The sequence below is a fragment of the Roseovarius sp. D0-M9 genome, assembly GCF_037083805.1.
GTDB lineage: Bacteria > Pseudomonadota > Alphaproteobacteria > Rhodobacterales > Rhodobacteraceae > Roseovarius.
Genome location: NZ_JBAPKZ010000058.1, coordinates 1 through 12,946, shown reverse-complemented (window position 1 = coordinate 12,946; position 12,946 = coordinate 1). Strand labels below are relative to the sequence as shown.

Annotated in this window: 12 protein-coding genes, 1 tRNA gene and 1 pseudogene; 2 read left to right on the top strand and 12 right to left on the bottom strand. The window is 59.1% G+C overall.

Annotated features, from left to right (window positions below; genetic code table 11):
• Positions 1-397: 397 nt before the first annotated feature.
• The 11 genes and pseudogenes from V8352_RS20175 to V8352_RS20125 all read right to left on the bottom strand — a co-directional run bounded on the left by V8352_RS20175 (position 398) and on the right by V8352_RS20125 (position 10,005).
• A complete protein-coding gene (locus V8352_RS20175) occupies positions 398-1,387 on the bottom strand; it encodes a methylenetetrahydrofolate reductase (RefSeq protein ID WP_336426073.1) in 990 nt (329 codons plus the stop codon).
• The gene (locus V8352_RS20170) at positions 1,387-1,971 is read right to left on the bottom strand and encodes a methylenetetrahydrofolate reductase C-terminal domain-containing protein (RefSeq protein WP_336426072.1); all 585 of its coding nucleotides are present in this window, start codon (positions 1,969-1,971) and stop codon (positions 1,387-1,389) included. Before V8352_RS20170 ends, V8352_RS20175 begins: the two co-directional genes overlap by 1 nt.
• 225 nt (positions 1,972-2,196) lie before the next feature.
• On the bottom strand, positions 2,197-3,201 hold the full coding sequence (locus V8352_RS20165) for a GlxA family transcriptional regulator (protein ID WP_336426071.1): 1,005 nt from the start codon (positions 3,199-3,201) through the stop codon (positions 2,197-2,199).
• Between the two features lie 83 nt (positions 3,202-3,284).
• Positions 3,285-4,919: an acyl-CoA synthetase gene (locus tag V8352_RS20160; protein ID WP_336426070.1), complete on the bottom strand. Its 1,635-nt coding sequence runs from the start codon at positions 4,917-4,919 to the stop codon at positions 3,285-3,287.
• A 4-nt stretch (positions 4,920-4,923) separates the two neighbouring features.
• Positions 4,924-5,721 (bottom strand): enoyl-CoA hydratase, encoded by a 798-nt coding sequence (locus V8352_RS20155; RefSeq protein WP_336426069.1) that lies wholly within the window; start codon positions 5,719-5,721, stop codon positions 4,924-4,926.
• 18 nt (positions 5,722-5,739) lie between these two features.
• Positions 5,740-6,189, bottom strand: a complete 450-nt coding sequence (locus V8352_RS20150; RefSeq protein ID WP_336426068.1) for an OsmC family protein — start codon at positions 6,187-6,189, stop codon at positions 5,740-5,742.
• Positions 6,190-6,217: 28 nt separating this feature from the next.
• Positions 6,218-7,405, bottom strand: coding sequence for a glycine cleavage T C-terminal barrel domain-containing protein (locus tag V8352_RS20145; protein ID WP_336426067.1), 1,188 nt, complete (start codon positions 7,403-7,405; stop codon positions 6,218-6,220).
• 101 nt (positions 7,406-7,506) lie between these two features.
• The gene (locus tag V8352_RS20140) at positions 7,507-7,818 is read right to left on the bottom strand and encodes a hypothetical protein (protein WP_336426066.1); all 312 of its coding nucleotides are present in this window, start codon (positions 7,816-7,818) and stop codon (positions 7,507-7,509) included.
• Between the two features lie 331 nt (positions 7,819-8,149).
• Positions 8,150-8,298 (bottom strand): annotated as a pseudogene (locus tag V8352_RS20135) (alpha/beta fold hydrolase); the annotation flags it as partial.
• A 55-nt stretch (positions 8,299-8,353) separates the two neighbouring features.
• Positions 8,354-8,890, bottom strand: a complete 537-nt coding sequence (locus tag V8352_RS20130) for a gamma-glutamyl-gamma-aminobutyrate hydrolase family protein (RefSeq protein ID WP_336426065.1) — start codon at positions 8,888-8,890, stop codon at positions 8,354-8,356.
• A gap of 122 nt (positions 8,891-9,012) precedes the next feature.
• Positions 9,013-10,005 (bottom strand): amidoligase family protein, encoded by a 993-nt coding sequence (locus V8352_RS20125; protein ID WP_336426064.1) that lies wholly within the window; start codon positions 10,003-10,005, stop codon positions 9,013-9,015.
• A gap of 91 nt (positions 10,006-10,096) precedes the next feature.
• Between V8352_RS20125 and V8352_RS20120 the strand changes: the two genes are divergently transcribed.
• Both V8352_RS20120 and V8352_RS20115 read left to right on the top strand, forming a co-directional pair.
• A complete protein-coding gene (locus V8352_RS20120; RefSeq protein ID WP_336426063.1) occupies positions 10,097-10,525 on the top strand; it encodes a gamma-glutamylcyclotransferase family protein in 429 nt (142 codons plus the stop codon).
• Positions 10,526-11,133: 608 nt separating this feature from the next.
• Positions 11,134-12,555: a homospermidine synthase gene (locus V8352_RS20115; protein WP_336426062.1), complete on the top strand. Its 1,422-nt coding sequence runs from the start codon at positions 11,134-11,136 to the stop codon at positions 12,553-12,555.
• Between the two features lie 282 nt (positions 12,556-12,837).
• Here the strand turns inward: V8352_RS20115 and V8352_RS20110 are convergent.
• Positions 12,838-12,914, bottom strand: a tRNA-Met gene (locus V8352_RS20110).
• Positions 12,915-12,946: the final 32 nt, after the last annotated feature.

Below are 12,946 nucleotides of genomic sequence, written 5' to 3'. Positions count from 1 at the left end.
TCGCCGGTCGGCTCAAGCACCTGCCCGCGTCACCCTACGACACAACATCTGGTGTGGTCGTGAACTGACCGGAGACCCGCACACCCACACAAACCGCGAAGAAGCCTGATATCCTCGAATGCGTAGCGGTTTGGCGAGTAGTCCGGGACCTCATTTTCGGTCCTGGCGACGAACGTACCCGTTGCGCTATCCCAATAGAAGTTCTCGGGTTGATCAGTGGTCCAATTCGGATCAGTCGAAAAGTCGTTGCTGTAGACAATCATTTGTACCCCCAAATCCACGCTTCCCCCGGGCTCATCATACAAAGGGTCAGGAAGGCAAGGCTTTGAGTCAAGATCAAAGTTATCAGCGGGCCGCGGGCGCCGAAACCTGCGTTCTGATTCGTGCGGCTCGTCGATTATCTTCGTTTTGCAGCGTTTCGCCCTGACAGAACGCCGGATTCCAGGATTATGCTGGAGACCAGATGCTCGCGCCGATAGGCCATGATGTGCACACCCGCCACGCCCTCGATTTCGCGCACCTGCTGCATAAGCTCGATGCAGATTTTCTTGCCTTCTTCCGATGGGTTCGCGGCCCCTTCCATGCGCGCGATGATCTGATCTGGAATGTGAATACCTGGAACATTGCTGCGCATCCACCGCGCGGCCTTGGCCGAGGCCAGCGGACCAAGACCGGCGATGATGAACACACGTTTCTCTGCGCCCTGATCGCGCACACGTGCCATGAACCGTTCGAACAAAGGAATGTCAAAGATGTAATTCGTCTGAATGAATTCGGCACCCGCCTCAATCTTTTTAATCAACCGGTCAGGCCGCCACTCATAGGGTTGAATACAAGGGTTTTCGGCCGCGCCCAGAAACAGCAACGGCGGGCGGGTAATCTTACGGCCCGACAGGAACACACTTTTGTCGCGCATGGTTCGGATAGTACGCAAAAGCGTGAGAGAGTCGAAATCGAAGACCGGTTTTGCCCCCGGCTGATCCCCGACGCCCACACCATCCCCGGTCAGGCACAAGACGTTGGACACACCCAACGCCGCCGCTCCCAACACATCCCCCTGAATCGCGATCCTGTTCCGGTCACGGCAGGAAATCTGGTAGACAGGCGAATAACCCGCGCGTGTTAGCAGGGCACTAATCCCGATCGATGACATGTGGCAGTTTGCGCCAGAGGCATCGGTTGCATTGATCGCATCGGCCACTTCGCCCAAAGGCTGCGCAGCCTCAAACACATCCGCAGCATCAGCGCTGTCGGGCGGATTGAGCTCAGCCGTGACGGCAAAGCGGCCTGAGCGCAACACCCGCTCCAGCCTGCTGTGTGAGACATACCCCTCCGGTGGTTTAGAATAGGCGAGCAGTTCGGTCCCGGTGCTTTCAAGATCAATCATTACTCCGCCTCTGCCTCCGCCTGCGTGGCCTTGGGTGGCTCAACACTCAGAGGCACTGCCGCCGGTTCCTGCAATCGCGCTTCGGGAAAGGCCTTTGCAAGCGTAGCGCGCGCCGCATCGCGGCTTACGCGCATTTGCGCGGCCTTTTCACGGCTCACTCGCAGCCAAGAGGACGACCCTTTGAGCGTGTGTTCCACCGGAGGCAAAACCTCGCGTATTTTTGCTCTGCCCTCTTTCATGCGGTTGGCCCCGTCCCAGGCCAGCGTCCAGACGCATTTCATCTCGGGCTTAACTTCGCAATATCCACCGTCGCGCACCCCGCCGCAGGGGCCGTTGCGTAGCTGCTTTGGGCAATTCATCGGGCAGGACATACCGGTAGAAGACAAAACGCATTGTCCACACATTTTGCAATCGAAGAGCAACGTTTTCACGCCCCTTTCTATAAGGGCGACAGGGCGCTCGACCCTGTTGTATCCGATCCGGAAAAACAGTGGATCTAGAGCAACCATCAACTTTTCAACGCATTTGTAGATCCATTCAAAACTGCGGGCGTGGCGAACAGCGAATAACCGGATGCGATACATTTTTGTTCCTCTCCCTCCGGCAAGTGCAGGTTAAGATAGATATTCGCGTCGTCCACCGGGTATCAGCACGGTCTGTGCATGGCGATAAAGCAAATTTATCAACACAACAAAGAACATCGGCTTGGGTACCCAGCATGAAAAGGTCCAATGCTGCGGCAGGCTAGGCACTGATCGAACCCAAATCGAAAAAGAAGCACTCAGAAGCATTCATCGGTGCCACGGTTATCAATGCGCTTCAGCGACATTCAGGTGCCATGCTTTCATTCGGCGTTGACTCGGAGTCTCACCATACCGGCGCCGGAACTTCTTGGTTAGCGCCCCATGAGAGCAAAACCCTGATGCCACAGAGACATTGAGAATGGTCATATTTGTCTGCATCAGCAGGTCATGTGCAAACTCCAATCTTAACTGAGTGTAATACTGCATTGGCGATGTGCCCAAGTGGTTTTGAAACATTCGCTCAAGCCGGCGTATAGGAATGCCGCATTTATCTGCTACTTCAGCTGCTTGTAAGGGAGATTCAATGTTATAGGCCATAACTCGCACAGCATTGGAAAGGTTCTGGGGCACGTTCCGAAGACGATGCCCCTTCGATCCCGGTTGGCTGGTATTCCCGCGCCGTGGCAACGAAACCAGCAATTGATTTGCCGTAGCCTCCGCCGCCTGTGGCGAAATCGAGCCAATGATATCCAGCACCATGTCCAGTGTGGCCGACTCCCCGGCGCAACTCACCACCATGCCGTTTGAGACAAAAAGCACATCTTCGGAGTCGACATCACTGTACTGTTCCGCGAAAGCTGCTAGAGATTTCCAGTGAACTGTGCCCTTGCCGCCTTTAAGGATCCCGGTTTCGGCAATAAGCCAGTTTACACTGCCAACTCCGTAGATCGACACGCCATTTCGGGTTGCAAGACGAAGGAGGGACAGCAGGAGGCTCTTCTCAACAATACGAGCCTCGGTATCGCTGCAAATGATGAGCGACGCAGGTGTACGCCCACGGCCAAGGCGGGTGATAAGGGCCTCTGCGTCCTCGTCACATTCAATCGCCACTCCGCTTTGCGACCGCACATACCTGCCGTCCAGGCCTACAAGGATCAGCCTTGGTGCAATCTCAGGGTAAGACTTAGCCAGGAAGGAAAACGGTTCAACGATCGAGCCGAAACTCAATGCTGAAAACCCGTCCAATACGACGACTGCAACATAACCGTTGGGGTCGATGGAATGAAACATAAGAGAATAGTCTCCGTCGGCAGCTATTAAGCTCCAAGATGGATGTGATTTAAGCGATTACTTCATTCACCCTGTTGATTCCATTATGCGTCCATATTTATTGCTTGCTCGCGCAATGCGAATTTCTGGATCTTGCCGGTTGGTGTGCGCGGGATGTCGGTGAATACGAAACGGCCCGGGACCTTGTAGGGGGCAAGATGCTTTCGGCACCAGTCCTTGAGGGCCTCTGCATCCACGGTCTGACCCTCGGCCAGTTCCACGAAGGCGCAAGGCGTTTCGCCCCATTTCTCGTGCGGCATGGCCACCACAGCAGCGATTGCAACAGCGGGGTGCCGGTAAAGCGCTTCCTCGACCTCGATTGACGAAATGTTCTCGCCCCCCGAGATGATGATGTCCTTGGAGCGGTCCTTGAGCTGGATATAGCCATCAGGATGAATGACCCCGAGATCTCCTGAGTGGAACCAGCCGCCCTCGAAGGCTTCTTTGGTGGCCTTCTCGTTGCGGAAATAGCCCTTCATCACAACGTTGCCGCGAAACATGACCTCGCCCATGGTCTGGCCGTCGCGGGTGACGGGCTGCATGTTTTCGGGATCCAAAACGTCCAGCCCTTCGAGCGGCAGGTAGCGCACGCCCTGACGAGATTTTAACCGCGCCTGTTCGGCGGGCGGCAGGTCGGACCAGGCAGCGTGCCAGTCGTTGACTACAGCCGGGCCATAGGTTTCGGTCAGGCCATAGAGGTGCGTCACGTCGAACCCGGCAGTCTTCATGTCCGAGAGCAGCTTTTCCGGTGGCGGGGCGGCGGCGGTAAAGAACTGCACCGGGTGCGGAAGGTCACGTTTCACCGGGTCGGGCACCGAGATCATCAGCGACATCACGATCGGCGCGCCGCACAGGTGGGTCACCCCTTCGTCCGCCAACGCATTCCAGATCGGTTCGGCACGTACTTGCCGCAGGCAGACGTGGGTGCCGATGATCGCCGACAGGGTCCATGGGAAACACCAGCCGTTGCAATGGAACATCGGCAGCGTCCAGAGATAAACCGCATGTTTCGGCATCGAGGCCGTCAGCGCGTTGCCCTGCGCCAGAAGATATGCGCCGCGATGGTGCGAGACCACACCCTTGGGATCGCCGGTGGTGCCGGAAGTATAGTTGATAGAGATCGCGTCCCATTCGTCCGTTGGCATCAGCCATGCGAAATCGGGAGCGCCGCTTGCGAGAAAGGATTCGTAGTCAGCGGCTTCGACAGTCGCGGCGGGTCCGGTGAACTCCGGGTCGTCATACTGGATGACTGTGGGGGTGACCGAGCAGAGCGAAAGCGCCTCTTGCAGGAGCGGCATGAACTCTCGGTCCACAATCACCAGTTTGGAGGCTGCATGATCCAACTGGAAGGCGATGATCGGCGCATCCAGCCGGGTATTGATCGAATGGAGCACTGCGCCGCACATCGGCACGCCGTAGTGGCATTCAAGCATCGCGGGGGTATTTGCTAGCAAAGCCGAGACCGTATCAGCCCGTCCGATCCCCTCTTGTGACAGGGCAGAGGCGAGTTGCCGCGATCTTGCGTAGAATTCAGTATAGCTGCGCCGCAACGTCCCATGCACGATGGCCGTGTGGTCGGGAAAGACGCTGGCGGCGCGCTCGAGGAACGTCAGAGGCGTCAGGGGCTGGTAGTTCGCGGGATTGCGTTCCAATCCGCTGTCGTAGGGGTTCGGTTCCATCGGATCACGCATCCTGCCATTCGGGGGCGCGTTTCTCGATGAAGGCAGCGATGCCTTCCTCGGCGTCGCGCGCCAGCATGTTGTCGACCATGACCTGAGAGGCATAGTCATAGGCCTCGAACAGCGGCATTTCACGCTGGGCATAGAAGGCGCGCTTGCCGGTCGCCAGTGTCATGCTGGATTTCGATGCAATCGTGCGCGCGATCTCAGTCGTCGTTTCGCACAGCGCCTCGGCCGGGACGGCGCGGTTTACCAACCCGATTTCGGCGGCACGCGACGCCGGGATCATGTCACCGGTCAGCAGCATCTCCAAGGCATGCTTGTTCGCCACGTTGCGTGAAAGCGCCACCATCGGGGTCGAGCAGAAGAGGCCGATATGTACACCCGGCGTGCTGAATTTCGACGTCTCAGCGGCAATCGCCAGATCACAACTGGCGACAATCTGACACCCGGCGGCAGTGGCGATGCCCGTGACCTCGGCGATCACTGGCTTGGGGCAATTGACGATGCCCTGCATCACGCCCGAACACTGTGTCATCACGCGCGTGAAATAGCCGCGTCCTCGATCCGCACCGCTACGGCCCGCGGTCATTTCCTTCAGGTCGTGACCGGCGCAGAAGGCCGGGCCGTTGGCTGCCAGCACGATCACGCGGACCTCCCGATCCTGCCCCGCTTCGGCAAAGGCGGTACCAAGGGCGGTCATCATCGCCTCGGACAGCGCGTTGCGCCGTGCCGGGTCATTCATGGTCAGACGCAGGATGCCATCGGCGTCCAGATTGCGCAGAAGGATACCATCGGTCATTCTCTACCCTTTTCCGATTCAGAGGATGTTGATTTCAACGCTGTCAGACAGGGAGTTGGCGACGAAGCAATAACGGTGTGCGCGTTCCTGCATCTGTTTCAGTTCGAGCGCGTGAGGCGCAAATCCTGTGTCGAACCGCACAACCGGATGGAGATCGATGCGGGTCACCGACATCTGCCCCTTGGGGTTCTTGCCCAAATGCGCGACCGCGTGATCGTGATAGCTTGCCACCGGCCAGCCGGCTTTGGCCGACAGCGCCAGAAAGGTCATCATGTGACAACTGGACAGGGAAGCAGCGAATGCCTGTTCCGGGTTGGTGTTTTCCGGCTTGCCGCCCCAATCAGGGGCGGCGTCTGCCTGGACTTCAAATGTGCTGTTGTAACTCACCGTGTGTTCGGCCGAGTATTTGCCAAACTCAAAATAAGGTTCGGCTCGCTGCCAGTTCAGGTCTATTGATAGGTCGGACATGGGTCAGGTCTCCGTTTTCGGATGGCGGTCAGGAGGCCGCTATTTTCTTGTTCGGATCGTAGAATGGACGCTCCACGATAACGGCCGCGGAGGTTCCCGGGTCGTTGACCAGACCCGATTTGTTCAAGACTTGGACTTCCGCACCCAGAACGGCGTGCTCTGCGGCTACCATCGCCAACGCGATGTTCTTTTCCAGACGCGGCGAATACACCGCAGAGGTGACCTTGCCGATCACCACGCCGTCCTTCTTGACGGACCAGTATGAAGTGTTCGGACCGTTTAGAGGATCGCCATCGATGACCAGGCCGACCTGCTTGCGGCTTGGACCCTCTTCCTTGATCTTGCGCAGCGCGGCCTTGCCGATGAAGTCGGCCTCCATGTCGAGATTGACGAGACGATCCAGACCAAGCTCGTAGGGGTTCGTATTCATGTCCGCGTCGGCGTGATAGGACAGCATTCCGCCTTCGATGCGACGGATCGAAGATGTGTGTCCCGGCTTCAGGCCAAAGGGCTTGCCCACCGCCATGATTTTTTCCCATAGCTCGTCGCCGCGTGATTCATCCTGCAGGTAAAGCTCATAGCCCAGCTCGCTCGACCAGCCGGTACGCGAGACCACCAACGGCATGCCGTCAAGCTCGACGTGGCGCAGCCAGTAGTATTTCAGGTCCATGATACTGTCGCCAAAAAGCGCCTTCATGACCTCCCCCGACTTCGGCCCCTGCAACTGCAGCGGCGAGACATCGGGTTCACGAATGGTCACCTCCATCCCGGCAAACAAGGCCATGCCCTTTGCCCACAACAAGATGTCGCTGTCTGCCAAGGAAATCCAGAAGCGGTTTTCGTCCAGGCGCAGCAGGATCGGGTCGTTCAGCATGCCACCGTCGGCATCTGTGATCAGAATGTACTTGCACTGGCCAACGGCCATTTTCGAAAGGTCACGACAGGTCAGCATCTGGGTGAATTTCGCGGCATCGGGGCCGGTGATTTCAACCTGACGTTCGACGCCCACATCGCACAGGATCGCGTCGTTGACGAGGTTCCAGAAGTTCTGCTCCGGATCCCCAAAGTCACGCGGGATATACATGTGGTTATAAACCGAAAATCCCTTTGCGCCCCAACGCACGGTGGCTTTGAAATAGGGGGACTTGCGGATCTGCGTGCCAAAACCGAAGTCTTCTGATTGCAGATCATCTGCATCTGTCAATGCCTGTGTCATAATTTTCGCCCTTGATTAGCACGTGGCCTGACTGGCCGCGGGGTGTTTGAACCTGCTGATCATTTAGTCTATGACGTTGCGTCAAGGTGATCTGAAAAAATTTAATTTTCAGACTGAACAGACCATAACCACGCGTCAAATGGTCCATTTGGGCGTGAACGGTCATCTTGCTTTTTTTTGCCGCGGTAGTTCCCCGATTCTTGATGGGGTCCAACAGCAGAATTCACGCGGCTGCTTTCTGCGGCTTGATCGCGGATCTCATCGATGCGCGCTTGGGCAGCCTCTCCATCGGCCGCGTCCGCACTCTTTGTCACGACAAGAAAAGTCAAATCGCCTGTTCTAAGCATGTCGACGCTTTCGGCACCTAGTGCCTTCACCATTGGCACATACTTTTCACGAGCAAGAGCTTCCATTTCAACGGTCTAGTCGACCGTATCCCAGTGTGAGACGGAATAGTAAAACATTCGTCGATCATCCCAGTTCAGAAGATCATTTATTAGAACTTCAGACGATCAATGTCGCACAGTCCCCGTGTTGCCCAAAGGAAAATTTCCTTGCGCAGAAAGGACCGCTCGGTCCCGCACTGCCTTCACTCGCCTATTGAAAATGCTGCGCGGTGCGCGAACGGCAGGTCTGGTGAAGCTGTGGCGCGGCATCGGATGCGTCGACCAACGGCGGCTGTGGGCCGTCAGTGAAGATGACCCGAACCAGTTACCTAACGTGGTGCTGATATGCTGCGGCTGCATGGTTGTGCATACCCACCGCGATTACGGTTCGGTCGCTGGACAGCCGCTTGGCGATCACACCCCAGTTGCGCCCCGATCCGTAAAGTCCGTGGGCGATCAGCAGCGGAGTGGGTTATCGGGGCCGTCATGGCGAATGATGTTCAGCACGAACCCGAGGATAATCGCTTTTGCCTAGGCAGTCCACGGGATCAGGGGCGCGCGATCAATGCCGCGCGGCATCCACCAGCGCGCGGAACAGGGCGCGCTGTCTGTGGGCATATATCAGGTATTCCGGGTGCCATTGCACACCCAGCGCGAAGGGCGGGCTGCTGCGCTCGACGGCCTGGATCATGCCGCCGCCATCGCGTGCCGCGATCCGCAGACCGGTTCCCAACCGGTCCACCGCCTGGGAATGCAGCGCATTGACCCGCATCGGTGCCGTACCAGCAATCGAGGCCAGACCCGTGCCTTCCAGCACCGCTACATCCTTGCGCGGCAGGATCGTGCGATAGTGGCGACTGTCCGCGTAATGGTCATAGGCGCGCTGATGTAGGTTGCCCCCTGCCGCCACGTTCAACATCTGTGCGCCCCGGCAAATGCCCAGGACCGGTTTGCCAAGGTCCAGCGCCTGACCAACAAGGCGCTGTTCCAGCGCATCGCGCCTTGGGTCAAGCCTGGCTTCGGCCAACATCTCGCCCTGGTACAGCATGGGCGAGATGTCATCCCCGCCACCCACGACCAACCCGTCGACTGCTGTCATGTCTGCCTCGCGTCCACTGTCCCACCGTCGCGCCCGGCCGCCTGCAAGCCAGATATTCAGTGCGATTACGGGAAACACGCGCCACCCCGTCCGGCGAGAGGTGGTGACACCGATGCAGGGCCTCATGACCAGATGGCCGCAGGGCCAAGCGTTGCCTGCACGCGCAATGACCAGTCACCGCGCGTATCGGTCAGGCTGTCGCGGTGATCGCGCCACAACTCTGCCAGATGCGCCAGAAGATCCGGGTCGGCGGCCACCCGTTCGACCAGGACCCAGCGGTTCCATTCATAGACAGCCGACCAGCCCGGCGCGCCCAGCCGCGCTTCGGGAAGGCGGTAGTGATAGGTGGGCCGTCCCCCATTTAGCATGTCCGCGTCCATCAGTGCGGATAGCGCCGCAGGGCGCAGATGTTCCAGCAGCGGCAGCAGATCCAGCCCGCGGTTCCTGGTCGGTGTCAGGTACGCATAGGCGCGCAGCAGGTCATCAATATCCCAGGCGTCGCCTTCTGTCGCCAGAAGGTCCACCAGGCCATCCGGCCATGGATTGACAAAGGGCAGCAGCCGCCGGGATGGGTCGATCGGGTCGATCGCCCGCAGCCAATCCTCCATCAGCCCGTAGGCCCGCACGACAGGCAGGATCTCTGTGGTATCGGTCCCTGCCACTTCGGGGTTCAGGTGCATTCCGAAGCCGTAGAACAGGCCGTCTTGCGACCCTTCCGCCCCGGCCACGACCAGATCCCCGATCAGCCTGTCCACTTGGGCAAGATCGGCGGGCAAAAGCGGCGCTGTCACGATTTCGACCGGCACGACTGCGCGCGACCAGTCCAGCAGCTTGTCGGCGATCACATTGCCCGCTTTGTCGCGCAACACGATATCCAGCTCAACACCGACATCGCCATGCGCGCCGCCGGTCACGGTCAGGTCGTGATCCGTCTGTGTCCGGACTTCGCCACCCCAGGCGGCCTGCACGAGCCCCGCAGTCTGCGCTTCGGTCAGGCCGGCAAGCTCGATCTCGACCCCGACGCGGCGCGGCTTGCCTTCAGGTCCGTTCGGCGAGGGCAATGGCCAGGGCTTTTCCAGCGGGATGCGGGCGCGGGTTTCGGTCAGATCGGTCAAGGGGTTGCACTCTCTATGCTATCTGCCGGACAGTGGAGCATATGGTCTATCGACACCGGATGGCAACCGAGGCCCTGACCGGGGCACGGATATGACACTGATGCGGCGCATGTCGCTGGCCGTGGTGCTGCTTGGCCTGACCCTCTGGGTCGGCATCGTGCACCTGCCCGTCTGGCTGCCCCCGGTGACGCCGGCAATCATCGCGGCGCAGCCGGAGCCAGAGCAGGGGCCGCATCGCGTGTTCGGATATGCGACTCTGACCAACCCGGCAATCAGGCTGGCCGTCCTGGGCCGGGTCACACCGGCGCAGGAGGCGCGTCTGGCAGGGTTTCGCCGCGACGGGCGCGACATGCGCCCTGATCAGGACGCAACGCTGTCCGGCATGGTCTTTGCTGTCGATGACCGGGGTCTGTTGCGTCTGGATCGCTATGAGCGGCTTGGCGCGCGCTATCGCCGCGACGTTGTCACCCTGGCCGACGGCTCGCGTGCCTGGGTCTACAGGTTGATCCGCAATGACTGACATGCCGACAGAACAGGCCGCAGCCGACCGCCAGCTACGCATCTTCGCACGGTGACCGGCGGCGATCCCGCGGATCTGCAACAGGACGAGGCCGCGATCGGATTGATCCATGTGACCTCGCTGTCCCTGACAAAGGTGGCGGACAGTCTGATCGACCCCAAGCTGGTACCGGCCTGGCTGCTGTCCGCGTTGGGAGCCCCGGGGTTCATCATCGGCGCTGGTGCCGGCACCCGAGGCGGGATACTTGTTGCCGCAACTGATCCTGGCGCGGCGGGTCGAGCAGGTGGCACAACGCAAGCGGATCTGGGCCATGGGCACGGCGATGCAGGGGCTAGCCGACCTTCACCCTCAAAAAGATGCTTCACCCTGCGCGAATGGCCGGTTCCGTGAAGCTGCACTGCGACGTGGCGTGATATGCGGAATGGCTGGTAAGGGCCGTCTGCTGTCGACGACATTCAAATCGGGTCATTCTGATGCGAAGCTGGTTGTTGCAATAGTTTCCGCACCTTTTCCTGTTCTTGACGGTGCCAGACCACTAATCCTATTTCTGGAACTCTCAGGCTGTCGTGGCTGGATAAGTCCGACGCCAATGGATTAGGAGATTACGCATGGACCAAGAATACCCAGTCTATGGGCGGATCGATGGCCCTGTCGTGATCATCGGCTTCGGGTCGATCGGCAAAGGATGCTGGCCGTTGATCGAGCGGCATTTCGACTTCGACGCGGAAAAGCTTACCGTGATTGAACCCGATCAGGGCAAGGCGACTTTTCTGCGTCAGCATAAACTCAACCACATTCAAGTGGCCCTGACGCCGGAGAACTACCGAGAGGTTCTGGGCGAGCTTTTCTCCGAGGGCTGCGGATTTTGTGTGAACCTGTCCGTCGATACCTCTTCGCTCGACATAATGACCTTCTGCCGTGAGATAGGCGTGCTTTACATCGACACCGTTGTCGAACCGTGGGCGGGCTATTACTTCGGCACGCACGATAACGCGGCCCGCACGAACTATGCGCTCCGGCAAAAGTTGCGCGACGAAAAGGCGCGCAGCCCGGGCGGCCCCACTGCCGTAAGCTGCTGTGGAGCAAACCCGGGAATGGTAAGCTGGTTCGTCAAGGACGCCCTGCTCACGCTCGCCGATGACACGGGGCGCCAGACAGACGCTCCGACGGATCGCGAGGGCTGGGCGCGACTGATGCAATCTCTTGGCGTGAAGGGCATTCACATCGCCGAGCGTGACACCCAGGCCAGGCGGGTGCCTCGCCCGCGTGGGGTATTCGTCAATACCTGGTCCGTCGAGGGATTCATTTCCGAAGGCTTTCAGCCCGCTGAACTTGGATGGGGCACGCATGAGACGTGGTTTCCCGAGAACGGCCATCGGCACGACACGGGTTGCGGCGCAGGAATCTGGCTCGACCGCCCCGGTGCGATCACACGTGTGCACTCATGGTGTCCGACGCCGGGACCCCAGTTCGGCTTTCTGGTAACGCATAACGAAGCGATCTCGATCTCCGATTATTACACCGTCGGCAAAGGCAATGCGCCGGAGTATCGGCCGACTTGTCACTATGCTTATCACCCTTGCGATGACGCGGTCCTGTCGCTGCACGAGATGTTCGGGTCCGGCCGTCAGCAGACCCGGCACCATATCCTGACGGAGGACGAGATTGTCGAGGGTATCGACGAACTTGGTGTGCTGCTCTTTGGACATGAGAGAAATGCCCTCTGGTATGGCTCTCGCCTATCGAACGCTGACGCGCATGATCTTGCACCCTACCAGAACGCGACAGGGCTCCAGGTCAGTTCGGCGGTGCTGGCGGGGATGGTTTGGGCACTGGAGAACCCCGAGGCCGGCATCGTCGAGACAGACGAAATGGATCACCGACGCTGCCTCGAAATACAGCGTCCTTACCTTGGCCCGGTAGAGGCGCATTTCACCGACTGGACGCCTCTTGCGGATCGATGGGTCCAGTTTCCCGAGGATATCGACGAAAGCGACCCTTGGCTCTTCCGGAACGTGCTGGCTAGCTGATAGTCTCGGGACGCGCGCAGCGCCGGCAGTGTAAGCCGTCCCGCGCACCGGCCTTTCAGTCAATTTCAGTTCGTGCACTGACAGCGAAGTTTGGTCTGCTGCGGCTGCGCCGCAGCGCTGACAGACTTGGCCAAGGTCCTTGGGCCGAGAGCGGCATTGCCGGCCACGCATTGTCTCGCAGAGTTTCGTTCCCTCTTGCTTCCACAGTGCTTCCACGGGTTTTGCAAACGCAAACGCCGCCCCAAAGGGCGGCGTTTATGCATTTGATAATACGTGATTTTTTGGTTGCGGGAGTAGGATTTGAACCTACGACCTTCAGGTTATGAGCCTGACGAGCTACCGGGCTGCTCCATCCCGCGGCCGTTTTGCCTCACTTTGTATTGTCTGTTGT

What these genes read in the sequence shown, in the direction of transcription:
- V8352_RS20175 (WP_336426073.1), bottom strand. Translation starts at nt 1,387, where the DNA reads ATGATTGATCTTGAAAGCACCGGGACCGAACTGCTCGCCTATTCTAAA.
- V8352_RS20140 (WP_336426066.1), bottom strand. Translation starts at nt 7,818, where the DNA reads ATGGAAGCTCTTGCTCGTGAAAAGTATGTGCCAATGGTGAAGGCACTA.
- V8352_RS20145 (WP_336426067.1), bottom strand. Translation starts at nt 7,405, where the DNA reads ATGACACAGGCATTGACAGATGCAGATGATCTGCAATCAGAAGACTTC.
- V8352_RS20160 (WP_336426070.1), bottom strand. Translation starts at nt 4,919, where the DNA reads ATGGAACCGAACCCCTACGACAGCGGATTGGAACGCAATCCCGCGAAC.
- V8352_RS20150 (WP_336426068.1), bottom strand. Translation starts at nt 6,189, where the DNA reads ATGTCCGACCTATCAATAGACCTGAACTGGCAGCGAGCCGAACCTTAT.
- V8352_RS20130 (WP_336426065.1), bottom strand. Translation starts at nt 8,890, where the DNA reads ATGACAGCAGTCGACGGGTTGGTCGTGGGTGGCGGGGATGACATCTCG.
- V8352_RS20120 (WP_336426063.1), top strand. Translation starts at nt 10,097, where the DNA reads ATGACACTGATGCGGCGCATGTCGCTGGCCGTGGTGCTGCTTGGCCTG.
- V8352_RS20165 (WP_336426071.1), bottom strand. Translation starts at nt 3,201, where the DNA reads ATGTTTCATTCCATCGACCCCAACGGTTATGTTGCAGTCGTCGTATTG.
- V8352_RS20115 (WP_336426062.1), top strand. Translation starts at nt 11,134, where the DNA reads ATGGACCAAGAATACCCAGTCTATGGGCGGATCGATGGCCCTGTCGTG.
- V8352_RS20170 (WP_336426072.1), bottom strand. Translation starts at nt 1,971, where the DNA reads ATGTATCGCATCCGGTTATTCGCTGTTCGCCACGCCCGCAGTTTTGAA.
- V8352_RS20155 (WP_336426069.1), bottom strand. Translation starts at nt 5,721, where the DNA reads ATGACCGATGGTATCCTTCTGCGCAATCTGGACGCCGATGGCATCCTG.